At 37.5% G+C, this 17,303-nt stretch carries 15 protein-coding genes, 9 tRNA genes and 1 rRNA gene; 1 reads left to right on the top strand and 24 read right to left on the bottom strand.

Annotated elements, in window-relative coordinates; genetic code table 11:
* Positions 1–317 precede the first annotated feature (317 nt).
* The 13 genes from JOC83_RS19290 to sigW all read right to left on the bottom strand — a co-directional run bounded on the left by JOC83_RS19290 (position 318) and on the right by sigW (position 14,797).
* Positions 318–1,418 (bottom strand): acyltransferase, encoded by a 1,101-nt coding sequence (locus JOC83_RS19290; RefSeq protein ID WP_239583643.1) that lies wholly within the window; start codon positions 1,416–1,418, stop codon positions 318–320.
* A gap of 224 nt (positions 1,419–1,642) precedes the next feature.
* Positions 1,643–2,716, bottom strand: a complete 1,074-nt coding sequence (locus JOC83_RS19285; protein ID WP_205188997.1) for an ABC transporter substrate-binding protein — start codon at positions 2,714–2,716, stop codon at positions 1,643–1,645.
* On the bottom strand, positions 2,713–3,516 hold the full coding sequence (locus tag JOC83_RS19280; RefSeq protein ID WP_205188996.1) for an ABC transporter permease: 804 nt from the start codon (positions 3,514–3,516) through the stop codon (positions 2,713–2,715). The genes JOC83_RS19285 and JOC83_RS19280 overlap by 4 nt, the downstream gene beginning before the upstream one ends.
* Positions 3,503–4,318 carry an ABC transporter permease gene (locus JOC83_RS19275; protein ID WP_205188995.1) on the bottom strand — a complete coding sequence of 272 codons (816 nt, stop codon included), beginning with the start codon at positions 4,316–4,318 and terminating at the stop codon, positions 3,503–3,505. The genes JOC83_RS19280 and JOC83_RS19275 overlap by 14 nt, the downstream gene beginning before the upstream one ends.
* The gene (locus JOC83_RS19270; protein WP_205188994.1) at positions 4,308–5,414 is read right to left on the bottom strand and encodes an ABC transporter ATP-binding protein; all 1,107 of its coding nucleotides are present in this window, start codon (positions 5,412–5,414) and stop codon (positions 4,308–4,310) included. Before JOC83_RS19270 ends, JOC83_RS19275 begins: the two co-directional genes overlap by 11 nt.
* A gap of 26 nt (positions 5,415–5,440) precedes the next feature.
* Positions 5,441–5,983: a helix-turn-helix domain-containing protein gene (locus JOC83_RS19265; RefSeq protein WP_205188993.1), complete on the bottom strand. Its 543-nt coding sequence runs from the start codon at positions 5,981–5,983 to the stop codon at positions 5,441–5,443.
* A gap of 199 nt (positions 5,984–6,182) precedes the next feature.
* Entirely contained in the window at positions 6,183–7,466 is a 1,284-nt protein-coding gene (locus JOC83_RS19260) for a uracil/xanthine transporter (RefSeq protein ID WP_205188992.1), read from the bottom strand.
* A gap of 118 nt (positions 7,467–7,584) precedes the next feature.
* Positions 7,585–9,387: a glutamine--fructose-6-phosphate transaminase (isomerizing) gene (gene glmS / locus JOC83_RS19255; RefSeq protein WP_205188991.1), complete on the bottom strand. Its 1,803-nt coding sequence runs from the start codon at positions 9,385–9,387 to the stop codon at positions 7,585–7,587.
* A 450-nt stretch (positions 9,388–9,837) separates the two neighbouring features.
* Positions 9,838–11,184, bottom strand: a complete 1,347-nt coding sequence (glmM, locus tag JOC83_RS19250; protein WP_205188990.1) for a phosphoglucosamine mutase — start codon at positions 11,182–11,184, stop codon at positions 9,838–9,840.
* A 38-nt stretch (positions 11,185–11,222) separates the two neighbouring features.
* The gene (locus JOC83_RS19245; RefSeq protein ID WP_205188989.1) at positions 11,223–12,644 is read right to left on the bottom strand and encodes a CdaR family protein; all 1,422 of its coding nucleotides are present in this window, start codon (positions 12,642–12,644) and stop codon (positions 11,223–11,225) included.
* On the bottom strand, positions 12,637–13,458 hold the full coding sequence (gene cdaA / locus JOC83_RS19240; RefSeq protein ID WP_205188988.1) for a diadenylate cyclase CdaA: 822 nt from the start codon (positions 13,456–13,458) through the stop codon (positions 12,637–12,639). The genes JOC83_RS19245 and cdaA overlap by 8 nt, the downstream gene beginning before the upstream one ends.
* A 140-nt stretch (positions 13,459–13,598) precedes the next feature.
* Entirely contained in the window at positions 13,599–14,219 is a 621-nt protein-coding gene (locus JOC83_RS19235; protein ID WP_205188987.1) for an anti-sigma factor family protein, read from the bottom strand.
* 14 nt (positions 14,220–14,233) lie between these two features.
* The gene (gene sigW, locus JOC83_RS19230) at positions 14,234–14,797 is read right to left on the bottom strand and encodes an RNA polymerase sigma factor SigW (RefSeq protein WP_205188986.1); all 564 of its coding nucleotides are present in this window, start codon (positions 14,795–14,797) and stop codon (positions 14,234–14,236) included.
* Between the two features lie 164 nt (positions 14,798–14,961).
* Here sigW and JOC83_RS19225 point away from each other — a divergent pair, with 164 nt between their 5' ends.
* Positions 14,962–15,135: an aspartyl-phosphate phosphatase Spo0E family protein gene (locus JOC83_RS19225; protein ID WP_205188985.1), complete on the top strand. Its 174-nt coding sequence runs from the start codon at positions 14,962–14,964 to the stop codon at positions 15,133–15,135.
* Between the two features lie 169 nt (positions 15,136–15,304).
* Here JOC83_RS19225 and rocF read toward each other — a convergent pair whose 3' ends face one another.
* From rocF to rrf, 11 genes are all read right to left on the bottom strand, one after another.
* Positions 15,305–16,207, bottom strand: a complete 903-nt coding sequence (rocF, locus tag JOC83_RS19220) for an arginase (protein ID WP_205188984.1) — start codon at positions 16,205–16,207, stop codon at positions 15,305–15,307.
* A 160-nt stretch (positions 16,208–16,367) separates the two neighbouring features.
* Positions 16,368–16,443, bottom strand: a tRNA-Ala gene (locus JOC83_RS19215).
* A 23-nt stretch (positions 16,444–16,466) separates the two neighbouring features.
* Positions 16,467–16,541 (bottom strand) — tRNA-Gly (locus tag JOC83_RS19210).
* A 4-nt stretch (positions 16,542–16,545) separates the two neighbouring features.
* Positions 16,546–16,618 (bottom strand) — tRNA-Lys (locus JOC83_RS19205).
* Positions 16,619–16,623: 5 nt separating this feature from the next.
* Positions 16,624–16,698, bottom strand: a tRNA-Gln gene (locus tag JOC83_RS19200).
* 73 nt (positions 16,699–16,771) lie between these two features.
* Positions 16,772–16,856, bottom strand: a tRNA-Tyr gene (locus JOC83_RS19195).
* Positions 16,857–16,876: 20 nt separating this feature from the next.
* Positions 16,877–16,952: transfer RNA gene (locus tag JOC83_RS19190), tRNA-Thr, on the bottom strand.
* Positions 16,953–16,960: 8 nt separating this feature from the next.
* Positions 16,961–17,036: transfer RNA gene (locus tag JOC83_RS19185), tRNA-Val, on the bottom strand.
* Positions 17,037–17,044: 8 nt separating this feature from the next.
* Positions 17,045–17,119 (bottom strand) — tRNA-Glu (locus tag JOC83_RS19180).
* A 4-nt stretch (positions 17,120–17,123) separates the two neighbouring features.
* A tRNA-Asn gene (locus JOC83_RS19175) sits at positions 17,124–17,198 on the bottom strand.
* An 11-nt stretch (positions 17,199–17,209) separates the two neighbouring features.
* Positions 17,210–17,303: ribosomal RNA gene (rrf, locus tag JOC83_RS19170) — 5S ribosomal RNA — on the bottom strand; the annotation flags it as partial.

The following is a 17,303-nucleotide window of genomic DNA, read 5'->3' as shown; positions in this document are numbered from 1 at the left end:
TAAAACGTATAATCTAAATTCTTCTTTTATTGAATCATTTTTCTTTTACAGGTTATACTCACTTTTCCTATTTTATCATCATCCTGCTTCATTTAGGAAACAGATTCTTTTCTTTATTAAGTATGTAACGAAATAGGCATTTGTGAGTCGAATCGCTGTCCTAATTTACCCGCATTACGAATTCATCATATCAGCTTCTATCTCAATCGATAAGAGACCTTTTTCGTGAAGTTTCCACCTCCACAAGCTCTATTAAATAAAACGCCATGCTAAACCCTCTTCATGAGTGAATTTAGATGACGTTCTTAATCGAAAAGCTAGTCTCTTTTAGATAAAAACACGGCTTCTCTAGGCATTTTCCCAAAGATTAGACTAGGGAATGGAAAATACTTATGCGTTCCCCAAATAATGAGATAACAAGAGACGACCGTTAATACATAGCGAGCCAAAATTTGAACATGAAACCAATAGTTATTCTCTATTGGAATCACTTGTGACACAAAATTTAACACAAGTGGATGAAGTAAATAAAAGCCAAATGAATATACCGCAATATTTTTCACGATACTAACAGCTTTCGAAGGTAGCTTTTCTGCAAATATTTCCGTGATTCTAAATAAGAAATATCCTCCTATAAATAAATACGTTAAGTTTACCAGTTTGTATAGCAAGTCCGGAATTTGAAATTGATCCGTCGTATACGTGTAGTAATTTAGCGTAACTGTTACAACCCCTGCCACAATCGTCAGAATGAATAGCAGGATATTAGTAGACTTGTTATAGATGTTATCTTTTTGCTCTTGATAATAAAGCCCAATCCATCCGCCTAATAAGAACGTTCCAAACGCATCTAAAAAGAAGTTAAAAGGAATTAGTTGATACTTAACATTTAATAAATAGTATCCTACTTCAAAGATAATTCCAAACACCCACATATATTTTCGGAAAAAGGCCAGCTTTTGCGCAATAAAAATAAAGATAGGAAAGAACAAATAGAACTGAACAATTAAGAAAATAAAATGAAGCTGATAGTATGACTTTCCTTGTAGAATACGGCTAACGACTTCTGACGGATTTAAGTTTGTCACACCCGTATAAGCTGAATAAAACTCATAAATCAATGCCCAAATAAGGTAGGGAACCAATATGTATGTTACTCGTTTTTGGTAGTAAGTTTTTAGAACAGAGAAGGATAATGGCTTTCGAATATAGTTATAGAAAAACACTAATCCCGTAATCATAATGAAAATCCCTGCTTCAATTCGCACAATTCGATTAATAAAATGATACTTTTGATAAGCATCGGTCTCAAAAGGTAAGACGTGTATATAAACACCCGTTACATGCACTAGAACAACCATCAGCATCGCGAAAAGTCGCAAGAAGTAAATCGACTCAATTTGCTGTTTCAATTTCATTCTCCTTGCCATTGTAAAATAAAGTTTAAACGAATAAGGAACGTTTTCTTTCTATTTCCTTAGCCTATGTTACCCTATTTCCTCATGTTCTAAGCTTAGTAAGTTCTTCTATTTCTGTATGCTGCTAACATTGATGGTTCACTATAAACCCTTCTACTTATAAAGAAAAAAAGCACTTAGACCTTTTGTATGATTCTTGTCTAAGTGCCTCTGTGTAATTGTCGTTACTTTTTATGCATTTTAAATTCTAAAAATAGCTCATTATAATAAGCAAGCATTTTCTTCCCTAAGTTTTCATACACTTCTAATCGTTCTGTGGAGTCAACATCAGGATAAAATCGCTCATCAGTCGAAACATCTTCAGGTAAATACTTAATTGCTTCTTGGTTAGGTGTAGAATAACCAACATATTCAGCATTTTGCGCCGCTCGCTTCGGATCAAGCATAAAGTTGATAAATTGATGAGCGCCGTCTATGTTTTTAGATGTGCTCGGAATTACCATGTTATCAAACCATAAGTTTGATCCCTCTTCTGGTACAACGTAATCTAGTTTTTCGTTCTCCCACATCATATCAGCAGCATCTCCAGACCATACAACACCAACAGCTGCTTCTTCATTTGCAATGAGCATTTTAATTTCGTCTCCAACAATCGCTTTAATATTAGGCGTTAACGTATCTAGCTTTTCTTTTGCCTGAATTAAGTGCTCTTTATCTCTGTCATTTAATGAGTAACCAAGACTGTTTAGTCCCATTCCCATCACTTCACGCGCACCATCTACAAGTAAAATTTGATTGCGTAGATCTGAATCCCAAAGATCATTCCAACTATGAAGCTCTTTGCCACCTAACATTTCTGGGTTATAGACAATTCCTACTGTGCCCCAGAAGTACGGAATGGAATAGTCGTTTCCTTTATCAAAAGCTAGATCTAAAAAACGAGGGTTTATATACTTTAAATTCGGAAGCTTTGAATGATCAATTGGAAGTAATAAATCTTCTTCCTTCATCTTACTAATAGCATATTCAGATGGTACGGCAACATCATACGTTGTACCACCTTGTGCGATTTTTGTCATCATCGCTTCGTTTGAGTCAAATGTTTGATAAACGACTTTCATGCCCGTTTCTTGTTCAAACTCTTTAATCAAGCTGGGGTCAATGTAATCTCCCCAGTTGTAGACAGTCAATATGTTGTCACCTGTATACCCTTGAGATGAGTTCAGCTTGGAAACCACATACATAAGTGCAAAAGCTACAATAAATATAAGTAAAAATGCACGTGTCAATTGTTTCATTTTCCAACCCCCACTCTATTTGGGCGGTTATTTCGCTGATTAATAAAGTAGTAACCAATCACAAGTAAAATTGTAAAGAAGAATAAAAGTGTCGATAATGCATTAATCGTTAAAGAAATACCTTGTCGAGCTAGTGAATAAATTTCAACAGACAAAGTTGAAAACCCATTACCCGTTACAAAGAATGTAACTGCAAAGTCATCCAATGAATACGTTAGTGCCATAAAGAACCCTGCAAAAATACCTGGTGAAATAAATGGTAAGATTACTTTTGATAAAACACCCCATCGACTAGCGCCTAAGTCGCGAGCTGCATCAATTAATGTGGGGCTCATCTCTTGTAACTTCGGTAATACCATAATCACTACAATTGGCACACTAAACGCAATATGAGATAACAACACAGATGTAAATCCTAACTTAATACCAATCATCGTAAACAAAATAAGGAATGATGCTCCAATAATAACATCTGGACTCACAATTAATACGTTGTTCAGTGATAACAATGTATGTTTCACTTGATGTCGCTTTACATACGTAATCGCAAGAGCTCCCATTACTCCAATAATAGTTGAAATAGCGGCTGAAAGAAGAGCGATAATTAATGTGTTTAAAACGATAATCAATAAACGTGTATCTTGAAACACTTCCTTATACCACTCAAGCGTAAACCCTTCAAAGTTATACATCGTACCACCACTATTGAAAGAATAGTACACTAAATAGAAAATCGGAGCATATAAAATGAAAAACACAACAGCTAAGTAAATCGTCGATAATTTGTTATTTCGTTTCATGACTAAACCCTCGCTTCCGACTTCCTGTTGCTACCATGATAATAACCATAATAAGAATGAGGAACACAGCAATTGTCGATCCCATCCCCCAATCTTGAATAACTAGAAAGTTTTGTTCAATGGCTGTACCAAGTGTAATCACACGATTCCCAGCAATTAGTCTAGTAATCATAAAGAGAGATAAAGCAGGAATGAATACTACTTGACAACCCGCCTTCACACCATCTAATGTTAGCGGAAAAATCACACGTGAAAACGTTGTCCATGCTGACGCACCTAAATCACGAGCTGCATCTACTAAAGAAGCATTCATCTCTTCAAGAGCGTTAAAGATAGGCAAAATCATAAACGGAATAAAAATATAAACCGAGACAAACACAAAACTAAAGTCAGTAAACAGAATTTGTTTAGCACCTATCCCTACAGCATCTAGTAACGAATTCGCTGGACCAAACGTACCGAATATCCCCAAGAACGCATACACTTTCAACAATAAATTAATCCATGATGGCACAATAATTAACAAAAGCCAAAGCTGCTTATGCTTTGTTTTTGTTAACAGGTAAGCAGTTGGGTATGCCACTAATAACGAGAACAATGTAATTAAAAATGCATACCAAAACGAACTAAACGTCATTTTTAAATAGACAGGTGTAAAAAACGTTTTATAATTATCCACTGTTACCTGTCCCGTAATATCAAAAAAGGAATAATACAGCACAAGTAAAACTGGAGCAATGACAAAAAGCACAATCCACGCGACATAAGGAATTAAATATAAATTACGTGTTCTATTTTGCATGATTCACGTCACCATATGACTCTAATCGCTTATCAAACTCTGCTTCTGTTTCCCCTAAACGCATAACGTGTATCGCTTCTTTTGTAAAATGTAATCCAATCTCTGCACCCACAACTGCTTTTTTGGTTGAGTGCACAAGCCACTCATTTCCTTCTGTGTCATAGCAGCAAATCTCATAGTGTACACCTCTAAATAATTGAGAATCTACCTTTACTTGAAACTTGCCTTGGTGTGAATCTGTAATTTCCAAGTCTTCTGGACGAATCACTACTTCAACTTGTTCATGGGAATCAAATCCTTGGTCTACGCACTCAAACTGCTTTCCGCCAAACTCTACAAGGAAATCCTTGATCATGTTTCCAGATAGGATGTTTGACTCTCCGATAAAGTCAGCAACAAAACGGTTAATTGGTTCGTCATAAATGTCTGTTGGGGTCCCACTTTGCTGAATTTGGCCTTCATTTAATACAAAGATTTCATCGGACATTGCTAGCGCTTCTTCTTGATCATGCGTCACAAAGATAAATGTAATTCCTAAGCGTTGCTGTAATTCCCTTAACTCGTACTGCATTTCCGTACGAAGCTTTAAGTCAAGAGCAGATAAAGGTTCATCTAGTAAAATAACCTCTGGCTCATTCACAATGGCGCGTGCTATTGCGACACGTTGGCGCTGTCCACCAGACATTTCTCGAATTTCTCGATTTTCATATCCTTCTAAGTTAACAAATCGAAGTGCTTCCTTTACCTTTTCCTTCACTTGATCATTTTTCATCTTTTTAATCCGTAATCCAAACGCCACGTTCTCAAACACATTTAAATGTGGAAATAGTGCATAGTCCTGAAAAACCGTGTTCACTTGGCGCTTATTTGCTGGTACATCATTCATTCGTTGATTATTAAAGAAAATATCTCCTTTGGATGCTTCAACGAATCCTGCAATCAAACGTAAAATAGTCGTCTTCCCACAACCAGAAGGACCAAGTAACGTATAAAACTTACCTCTCTCGATTTCAAAGCTTACATTATTTAATACAATAGTGTTACTGTCATATTCTTTCGTTACGTTTTCAAAACGAATAATGCTATTCTCTGCCATGATGCCCTCCTTCTAATTTGTCTGCCTTATAAATATGATTCAGTTGCCACAAGGACAAGTTCTGATGTTCCATTATAATCATTTACAATTTGATGCTCATCTGACGCATGAAAATAAATGGATTCACCTGCTTTTGCATAATAGGTCCTTCCACCAATTTGAACCATGACTTTACCGGTTAGAACATAAGCAAATGTTTCAGACAATGAAGGATTAAATCGTTTAAATTGTCCTCCCATTTTCAAGCACAACCATACAGGCTCCATCTCTTTTTCATTCGATTCAGGAACAAGCCACCTCATGTTGTACCCTTTTTCTTCATTTATATAGGAAGTTTGATCCTCCTCTGTATAAACCACTTTCTGTTCTTTTTCCTCATCATCAAAAAATTCTTTAGGTGTAGACCCTAACACTTCTAACACATGGAAAAGCGTTTCAATCGATGGAGAACTTAAATCTCGCTCAAGCTGTGAAATATATCCCTTACTCAAGTCTGTACGTTCACCTAATTCCTCTTGCGTTAACCCTTTTTGAATTCTTAGCTTTTTTAACTTCTTTCCAATTTCCATGCTATACCTCGATTAAGTTTAGAATAAGTAAACTTACAATCAATAAAGTTCATTATAAGTAAACTTTAAGTTTACTAACAACCTATATCATTATACATAATTTCAGTAAAAGTACAATCTATTTTGGCAACAAAAAAAGATGATGAGAATGAGATATCTTATCTCGTTCACATCATCCTATGTATCATTAAAGAGAAACCTATTGATATTGCTCCCAGTCAACGACCTTTTCCATTACAATCGAAAGGAACACTCCCATGATTAAGCCATTTGAAAGAAAAGGTTGGAATAAGATTGGAAGCTCACTAAAGACCGCTGGAGATATATTCATTAAGCTAACTCCAATTAACACTGGCATTGCCAATCTGAAAATAGTGTTTGAATTGAATAACGTTCCTTTCAAGCTGTTATAAGCCGTTCCAAACAGCTGTAAATACGCCACAAATAAAACAGCATTTCCAATTGTAATAGGCATTGTGACTAAAAAAGCCGCCACTGGTGGGATGAAACCTGCTAAAGTTAAAAGCCCTCCTCCAATAAAAAACGGCTTTTTTTCCAATATACGCGTACTTTGTAAAAAACCAATGGAGGAAGTAAACGGAGTATACGGTACAAGCCCTCCTGCTGCCGCTACAAAGGAAAACAAGCCTGTAATCAAAAAGGAACGTCTATATTGCCCTTGATTAGATTCTTCCTTATATAATGTGGCTGCAGTCTGAATAGAAGCCACTGTATTACTTAAATTCATTAAGCCAGCAAAGAATGCAACAACAACAATACCTATTTCAAGATTCGGCGCTCCTAAAGGAAAGAAAGAAAACGTCATTCCTCTAGATATAGTCTCAGTACTCGTATCAGGGAAGAAGAAGACATACAAAATCCACCCCACCACAATCCCAATTAAAATAGAAAAGTTACTAAGGACTGTTGACCCCTTTACTTTCAACACACTGACAAGAATAACAATCGTAATGGATAGCAAACTAACAGGTACATCAATCGTTCCTTGCTCTGTAATGCCTAGCATGCCTTCAAAGAAGACAAAGATGAGTTGAAAGGTAAGTAAAAATAAATACACCGTCATAACCATTTGAGGAAAGATTTTTTGAACAATTGAAATAAGATTAAAAGCAGCCAGTAAGAGTACGACTACCCCAGATAATAAAATACCTGTTGCTACTCCTCCACCAATCTCTGTATAGCTCATACCTAATGCTGAAGCTGATACCCCTAAGTTAAGCATTACACCCCAAAGCAATCCAGAATGCCCCTCCATTAACGGATAACGGTGCCCCATCCAACCTTGCAAAATACAAGCCATGCCAGTAAAAACAAACGAATAACTTAACATCATTTTCATCACATCAGCTTGAACGTCAAAGGCCGTACCAACTGATAAAGGCACAACCACTGTGTTAGCAAAAATAAAAAACAACCATTGAATTGAAGAAAAAAGCGTCTTAGACGATTCTGCGTGTTTCATCTCATATTCACCACTTTTATGGTTTGCAAATTTATAACTAATGCGCCATATAAAAAAGCACATGACCAATTACATTTATTGTAATTGATAACATGTGCTTTTAACATCATTTTTTAAATTATTCAACTGTTACCGACTTCGCAAGGTTACGTGGCTTATCTACATCGCAATCGCGGTGAAGCGCTGCATAATAAGAAATAAGCTGTAATGGAATGACCGCTACTAACGGAGCTAATGCTTCGTTTACTTCTGGAAGTACATAACGATCTTCTTCTGTTTCTAATCCCTTCATTGAGATGATACAAGGATTAGCACCACGAGCTGCTACTTCTTTTACGTTACCACGAATACTTAAGTTTACGTGCTCTTGAGTTGCTAACGCAATCACTGGTGTATTGTTTTCAATTAACGCAATTGTTCCATGTTTAAGTTCTCCTCCAGCGAATCCTTCCGCTTGGATATAAGAGATCTCTTTTAATTTCAATGCACCTTCAAGACCTACATAGAAATCTACAGAGCGCCCGATGAAGAAGCAGTTACGTGTTGTTGCTAAATATTCACGTGCAATGTCTTCCATCGTTTCTTTATCATCGCAAAGTACTTCCATCGCATTTGCTACAATTGCAAGCTCTTGAACAAGATCAAACTCTAAGTTAATTCCCTTAGATGTTGCTGTTACAGCAGCTAGAATCGATAGTACAGCTAATTGAGCTGTATATGCTTTTGTAGAAGCAACTGCAATCTCAGGACCTGCATGTAACAATAACGTATAGTCCGCTTCACGAGAAAGTGTTGAACCTGGAACGTTTGTAATCGTTAATGCTTTGTACCCTAACTCTTTTACTTGAACAAGTACTGCACGGCTATCTGCTGTTTCACCACTTTGAGAAATGAAGATAAACAATGGCTTTTCAGATAGAATTGGCATGTTGTATGAGAATTCACTTGCAACATGAACTTCTACTGGAATCTTAGCCCACTTCTCAATAAACTGTTTTCCAACCAGTCCAGCATGATAACTTGTTCCACAAGCTACGATGTAGATACGATCTGCCTCATTCATTGCTGCTAAAATATGATCGTCAATGTGAAGCTCATTTGCTTCATTTTGATATCGTTGTGTAATTTTACGTAGCACTAACGGTTGCTCATCAATTTCTTTTAGCATGTAGTGTGGATACGTACCTTTTTCAATGTCGCTTGCATCTAATTCTGCCGTGTAAGGAGCGCGTTCCACTACTTCTCCGTTTAGTTTTTTAATGGTTACTTTTTCTTTTGTAACAATTACAATTTCTTTATCCATTAATTCTACATATTGGTCTGTTACTTGTAACATAGCCATCGCATCACTTGCTACTACGTTAAAGTCTGAACCAAGACCAACTAATAGAGGACTTTTGTTTTTCGCAACATAAATTGTGTTTTTGTCTTGCTCATCAATGAGTGCAAGTGCATATGAACCATGAAGTAAACTTACCGCTTTGCTAAAAGCTTCTTCTACTTCTAATCCTTCGTTTGCTAACTTTTCAATAAGTTGAACAATTACTTCTGTATCTGTTTCACTTTTGAACTCAACACCTTGTAGCTGTTCACGCTTTAAAATCGCATAGTTTTCAATAACTCCATTATGAACAAGCGTAAAACGACCTGACGTACTTTGGTGTGGATGAGCATTTTCTTTACTTGGTACACCGTGTGTTGCCCAACGTGTATGACCAATCCCTGCTGGTGCCTTTACACTTGAATCAACAATCTCACGAAGTTCAGCAATACGACCTTTTTCTTTAAAAAGATGTACTCCTTCTTCATTTACAACTGCAATACCAGCTGAATCATAACCACGATATTCTAATTTCTCTAAACCACGTAATAAAATTTCTTTTGAGTCTTGATTTCCGATGTAACCAACAATTCCGCACATAAATATAGTTCCTCCTTAGTTCAATAGAACGGAACAGGCAAAATGGGGCGTCTCCTTGCCCCGTTCTTTTATAACGATCATCTTACTACCTTTGTACAAAGAGTCACCCCTTTGCTTTACGCAGCAAGTTTCGGTTGTGATCAAATCAACCGGGAGGCATCCGCCGAGCTTTCGATAAACCTCCTCCTCGTCAACTAAGCTTGTCACGTCTCTTGCTTAGTTCAGGCGCTTATAAACCGAATTTTCTTCTTTCCACCTTTCTTTTAGATAATTAGAGACGAACAGATTTTATCTTACAATAAGACATAAGAAATCGTCAATCTTCTTTTATTTTCCCTCCTTTTTCTACTAAAAAAACACACCATATAATGACACTATACAGAGTGTTGTAATTATATAAAAATATGCATAAGCGAGTGGTAAGGTCACTGCTTATGCATATCTTCACATTTATTCTAATCCCATTTCCTGTTTTACAACTTCTGCAATTTTATAAACGTATTCTTTGCACTCTTCATCTGTCGGCGCTTCAACCATGACACGAACTAATGGTTCTGTTCCTGATGGACGAACTAATACACGTCCGTTTCCAGCCATTTGTGCTTCAACATCTTCAATTATAGCTTTTACTTTTTCATTTTCTGCTACTTTATTCTTATCTGTTACCTTAATGTTAACAAGCAATTGAGGGAATTTCTTCATTTCATTTGCCAGCTCAGATAGTGGTTTATTTGTGGCCTTCATAATATTCACAAGCTGAATTGCTGAAAGCATTCCATCACCCGTTGTGTTGTAGTCTAAGAAGATAATATGCCCGGATTGTTCTCCACCTAGATTATAGCCTTTTGCCTTCATCTCTTCTACTACATAACGATCTCCAACCGCTGTTTGTGCACTCTTAATTTCACTTGCTTCTAATCCTTTGTAAAATCCTAAGTTACTCATAACTGTAGACACAACGGTGTTATGCTTTAAGCGTCCTTGTTCACTTAAATACTTTGCACAGATAAACATGATCTGATCTCCATCGACGATTTCTCCATTTTCGTCAACAGCAATTAAGCGGTCACCATCTCCATCAAATGCAAGCCCTACATTCGCTCCTTTTTCTTTTAAGAAAGCAGCTAAAGCCTCTGGATGCGTTGAGCCAACTCCATCATTAATGTTTAAACCGTTAGGAGAAGCACCCATTGTTGAGATATCCGCTTCTAAGTCTGCAAACAAATGAGCTGCTAGTGAAGAAGTAGCACCATGAGCGCAGTCTAATGCAACATGAATACCCGAAAAGTCTTCATCTACTGTTTGCTTTAGGAATTGCAAGTACTTCTGGCCACCTTCGAAGTAGTCATTTACTTGCCCAAGCTCTTTTCCAACTGGTCTTGGTAACCCATCAACTGGTCCATCTAATAACGCTTCAATTTCTAATTCTTGATCATCTGAAAGCTTAAATCCATCTGGACCAAAGAATTTAATTCCGTTATCTTGAACAGGGTTGTGAGACGCTGAAATCATCACTCCCGCTTGTGCTCCAAGTGCTTTTGTTAAATAAGATACACCCGGTGTAGAAATTACACCTAATCGCATAACCTCTGCGCCAATTGATAATAGCCCTGCTACTAATGCACCTTCTAACATGTGCCCAGAAATACGTGTATCACGTCCAATTAACACTTTAGGTCTTTCTGCATCCTTTGTTAAAACATATCCTCCAAAACGACCAATCTTAAAAGCTAGTTCTGGTGTTAACTCACTATTTGCGATTCCACGAACTCCATCTGTTCCAAAATACTTACCCATTATTCATTTCGCTCCTTTGTTACCATCTATAACCAGTATCAGTTTCCAACTTGCGGATCACTTTCTGGAATCTTTTCATCGTCCTCTAGATTATCCTCATTTTTTGAGTTGTCATCATTATCCGGTTTAGTTGTGGTCTGCTCTTTATTTTCATCTTTATTTTGATTTTTTTCACTAGTATCTTGACCAACGTCATTCTCTTCACGATTATCTTCGTTATTAGGTGTTTGCTCATCACGAATGTTTATTTTGGCTTTTTTTGTAGACAAGGACCACGTTACATTCTGTGGTCCATTTACCTCAATATTAACGTCGTGTTCGCCACTACTAAAAGTACTTACATTTACATATAACTGAAAATCCTGAGGCTTTAAATTATTAATAACCTCTTCTGAGCCGAATACATCAATATCTACTTTCCCATTTGATGGATTAACGAACTCATAAATTAAGCTCTCTGATTGACCAACCGTTGATAAACTTAACTTTTCAAATGTTTTCTTTGACTCTTTATCCACCTCTACATTGACTGTCACCTTTTCTGGATAAACCCTCTTGGCTCCTTCTGGAACAGGAACATCTACTTGCAACTGTGTAGAGTCTTTAATTTTACTTAAATCTAGTTTCACATCATCAATAAATTCAATTTGATCTAGTACATCTCCTGGTCCAAATACTGTTACATCATTTGGTACCACATCGATGCTTTTAATACTAAGTCCCTTTGGAAGGCTTCCGTCACGGACAATTTTAAACGGTACTTTTTTACTTGGGCTTACCACTGGTATTGTGACATCTACAACTGACGGGTCAATATCTACATTTAGTTTATTTAAATTTCGATCCAGCGCAATTACATTTGCTTCTTTCTCAATCGTCTCGTATACATCGTCGACTTCAACGATTGCTTTTACATATGCAATTCGATCAATCTGATCTTTAGAGCCTGAAATCTTCACATTATTAGGCTTTACAATGGCTTGTTCTGCAAGATAGCCATCTCTCATTTTGTTACTATCAAAATTTGCTTCAACCTCAAAGTTTTTTGATACCTTTTCTTCAATTGTAGCTGTTACAGTTTTCGGTTCTATCTTTACATCTACTTTATCGGAGATGTTTCGATGCTTTAACTTTACTTCGTGAGAACCTAAGTCATAGTTTGTTAAGTCTGCATACACTTCAAATTCATTTTGAAGCTTAGTTTGGGTTAGTGCACTTTTCGGCCCCTCAAGAGTAAGCGTGACCGACTCTGGGACTCCTGTAACGATTGTGTTTTGATTATCATATAACACGGATACAGGTACATCTGTAAGTGTCTCGGTCTCAAAACGAACATTTGTCAAACTACTTGAATTGCTTTTCGCTGTTTGTGTATCAAAATTGACTGACATATAAAGCATTAATGCTAACAACAAGGCGATAATTTTCATAAACCATGAGTTATTCATAAATTTATCCATCCTTCTTCGACCTCCATTGCCAACGAGTTGAAGAAGTAGTCTTTGAACTACTAGTCAGTTCCTTTAATAACATCTGTTTTAATGTCTCAATATCTAACTCCCGATACAATTCACCGTTTTTTGTAACAGATATATTTCCCGTTTCTTCTGATACTACAACTGTGATACTATCAGTTACTTCACTAATTCCTACTGCAGCACGATGTCGAGTTCCAAGCTCTTTTGAGATAAATGGACTCTCTGATAACGGTAAATAACAGGCTGCAGCTGCTACTTGATTCTTTTGAATAATCACCGCTCCATCATGAAGGGGGGTGTTGGGAATAAAGAGATTAATAAGAAGTTCAGAAGACACATGGGCGTGTAACCCGATTCCTGTCTCAATATAGTCACTCATCCCTGTTTCCCGTTCAATCGATATTAAAGCTCCTATTCTACGTTTTGCCATATAGTCTGTTGCTTTCGCAATTGCTTCTATGGTGGTTATTCCTTCATCCTCTTCTGGTACTCCACTTCTAGAAAATAGCCTTCCTCTTCCTAGCTGCTCAAGTGCTCTTCGCAACTCTGGTTGGAAAATAATAATAACTGCTAAGAATCCCCATGTTAAAGCTTGGTCCATTAGCCATTGCAAGGTATTTAGTCCAAGAAAGCTACTAATGAATCGCACAACGACAATTACAGTAATTCCCTTTAAAAGCTGTACTGCCTTTGTACCTCGTATTACCATGATGAGTTTATATATAACAAACCAAACAAGGAGAACATCGATTGCTTTTCCTAGATATGTGAGGATCGGTAGCTCTCCAATAGGCATCGTCTCACTTCCTCTATATGTAGTAAAAACCATTAAACATACTTTCCCATTATATCATAAAATAGAATTTTGCTGTTATAGCAAAGGATATCGTTCTGACTATACCATGAGATGAAAAAAGAGCCACCTTTTAAGATGGCTTATTCCTTAGTATCAACAATATTTAATGCATCTTTCACATTTGATTTAATTTTATACCATACCCACTCAAATAGTTGATCTAACTCTTGAATATCCCCTGTTACTTCACCGGCTGAGGCCATATATCTTTCACCATTAATAACCGTTAAATCGCCCTCTACCGTCCCTTCTACGCGTACGACTCCATTTCTTACAGTCACATCACCTCTTACAATTTCTCCTTCTGGTATAATGACTACATCATCGTTAACAACCAGATTGGATTGCTTAGAGACAGAAAACTCATCATTATTTGTCCATGATGACGTCACACTACCAAACATTAAGATAAAAAAGACAGCTGCAGCTGTTAAGAACGGATGTCCCCTGAACCATCGATTCATTCTTACACTACTCTTTTCTTTTGGTAATGCCCCCATGACAGTTTCTGTAAAATTCAAAGGTAGCTCAATGTGAGATGTGCTTTGTACGAATGCAATGGTTTTCTTTAGCTCTTTTAAGCGTTGTTGACAGTTCACACATGTTGATAAATGCGCTTTTAGCTTTTCTTCATTCTCTTTATTAATGTCTCCATCCAAATATTCATGAATGAGATTAACATACTCATTAGAACAGTTCATATTTTTATCACTCCTTACAAGTGGCGAAGTCGGTTTCGCAAAGCTTCTCGCCCTCGATGAATTCTTGTTTTGACAGTACCAACGGGCAAATCTAAAATATCGCTAATTTCTTTTAAGGAAAGTTCATCAACATACTTTAACACGATGACTGTACGATATTTTTCAGGTAACTTTAAAATCTCCGACTGAATAAGCTCTTGTAATTCAAGGCTTTCTAATTCATCTTCAGGTAGTGCTTGGTCAGCTGCAATTTGAGAATACATAGTTAATCCATCTGTTCCCGGTACCTCTGCATCTAAATAATAATCGGGCTTTTTTTTACGAATACGGTCAATGCAAAGGTTGGTTGCAATTCTGTATAACCATGTAGAAAACTTTCTATTCGTATCGTAGCTCTGAATGTTTACATAAGCTCGAATAAATGTTTCTTGTGCAGAATCCTCCGCTTCTTCTCGGTTGCCTAACATACGATAGCAGAGCTGGTAAACTTTATCCTTATAGTATTCCACCACTTCAGAAAATGCGTTTTGATCACCTTTTTTTACTTTTTTTATTTTACGACTAATTAATAAATCCATATCCCTTTAACCTCCGCCCATTGCGGGATAGCATATATACGATTAAAATCGTACAAAGTTTCATAATATGTGATACTATTTTAACAAAAAACGGATAATGACGTTTATAAATTTGAAAATTTGGTTAATGTTTTAATAAAAGGGTTTGAGGGAGCGTGAATGGTATGGTAAGCAGTCATTTGTTATTAAGTGAAATTGAAGAATGTAGAAAAAGCATGATTACATTGGCAGATAAAACTTCTCTCTCATCTTTAGAAGTTGTTGAACTAAGCACAAAGTTAGATTTTTTATTAAATGAATACAACAAAGAAAAAACAAACAAACTTTACTATAAATAAGCTGTTAAAAAGAGGGTGTCTATAAAGAGAAGTTTCTCTTTATAGACACCCTTTCACAAAATAAAATCGTATATTTAGTAACAATAAATGACATAGCTATCTACCTTGGCATAAAACAGAAACGCGTTCATGTTTTAAGCTTTTGAAATAGCCTCTACTTTCATTCATCTTATAGCAATTTCTCACCTAATAAAGAACCCATCAATGCGACAGCTACCGTTGCTGTTTTATTACGCTCATCTAGAATAGGATTTACTTCTACAAACTCAGCAGACGTAATAATGCCAGACTCAGCAAGCATTTCCATTGCTAAATGGCTTTCACGATAACTAATTCCACCAATAACTGGTGTTCCTACACCTGGAGCATCGTGTGGGTCTAGTCCATCTAAGTCTAAGGATAAGTGAACGCCATCTGTACGTCCTTTCAAATACGTGATCGCTTCTTCCATTACCTTGGTCATTCCTAAACGGTCAACCTCATGCATTGTGTATACTTTGATACCTCTTTCTTTAATTAATTCTCTTTCCCCAACATCCAAAGAACGAGCACCAATAATCACAATGTTTTCAGGCTTTACTTTAGGTGTATAACCACCGATATTTGTCAAAGTTGGATGACCAATCCCTAAACTTGCTGCAAGTGGCATACCATGGATGTTACCAGAGGGTGACGTTTCACCTGTGTTTAAGTCTCCGTGCGCATCATACCAAATAACTCCTAAATTATCATAATGCTTACTTACTCCAGCAAGTGTACCCATTGCAATACTATGGTCACCACCTAATACGAGAGGGAATCGACCTTCTTCAATAACTCTATCTACTGTTCCTGCTAATTTTTCATTACCTTCAGCTACAGCCTTCAGATTCTTTAAATTCGTTTCTGGATCATTATGTATTCTCTCAGCAGGTCCAATCTCAATATCCCCTTCATCGTAGATTGTGTAGCCAATGCCCTCTATTCTCTCAATAACTCCTGCATATCGAATGGCACTTGGGCCCATATCTACACCACGTCTTGTTTGTCCTAAATCCATCGGTACTCCAATAATAGAAATTTCATTTCTCATGTTGATTCCCCCTTTGTTTTCTATATCTCTATTGTACCTACTTTTATATGGATGGCTCAACTCGACATTTTTTTGAATATATATACAATTCTTATCTTTTAAAAAGATACAAAAAAACCTTTAAACGATAGTCGTCTAAAGGTTTAAATTCTTATATGTATGGTGGAGCCTAGCGGGATCGAACCGCTGACCTCCTGCGTGCAAGGCAGGCGCTCTCCCAGCTGAGCTAAGGCCCCAATATATAGTTCGGAAGAAGTCCTGGAGCGGAAGACGGGATTCGAACCCGCGACCCCCACCTTGGCAAGGTGGTGTTCTACCACTGAACTACTTCCGCAATATGAGCCATGAAGGACTCGAACCTTCGACCCTCTGATTAAAAGTCAGATGCTCTACCAACTGAGCTAATGGCTCTAAAATGGCTGGGCTAGCTGGATTCGAACCAACGCATGACGGAGTCAAAGTCCGTTGCCTTACCGCTTGGCTATAGCCCAATGTTTCATGAATTTAAAAATAAACCCTGATGAGTTTATCTTATCCACTTCTATATGTTTTATACAAATAAAATGGTGGAGGGGGACGGATTCGAACCGCCGAACCCTGAGGGAGCGGATTTACAGTCCGCCGCGTTTAGCCACTTCGCTACCCCTCCAATATAAAACTAGTAAAACGTGGTGCCGGCGAGAGGACTTGAACCCCCAACCTACTGATTACAAGTCAGTTGCTCTACCAATTGAGCTACACCGGCTTTATAGATGGTGGAGGATGACGGGATCGAACCGCCGACCCCCTGCTTGTAAGGCAGGTGCTCTCCCAGCTGAGCTAATCCTCCAATATGTATGGTGACCCGTACGGGATTCGAACCCGTGTTACCGCCGTGAAAGGGCGGTGTCTTAACCGCTTGACCAACGGGCCACATTGGCTCCACAGGTAGGACTCGAACCTACGACCGATCGGTTAACAGCCGATTGCTCTACCACTGAGCTACTGTGGAATAATAATAGTGCCCGGCAACGTCCTACTCTCACAGGGACAAAGTCCCAACTACCATCGGCGCTAGAGAGCTTAACTTCCGTGTTCGGCATGGGAACGGGTGTGA

Origin of the sequence: Priestia iocasae (assembly GCF_016909075.1) — a bacterium.
Taxonomy (GTDB): Bacteria; Bacillota; Bacilli; order Bacillales; family Bacillaceae_H; genus Priestia; species Priestia iocasae.
Note: the sequence above shows the minus strand (reverse complement) of the source record. Positions and strands in the feature narration are given on the sequence as shown.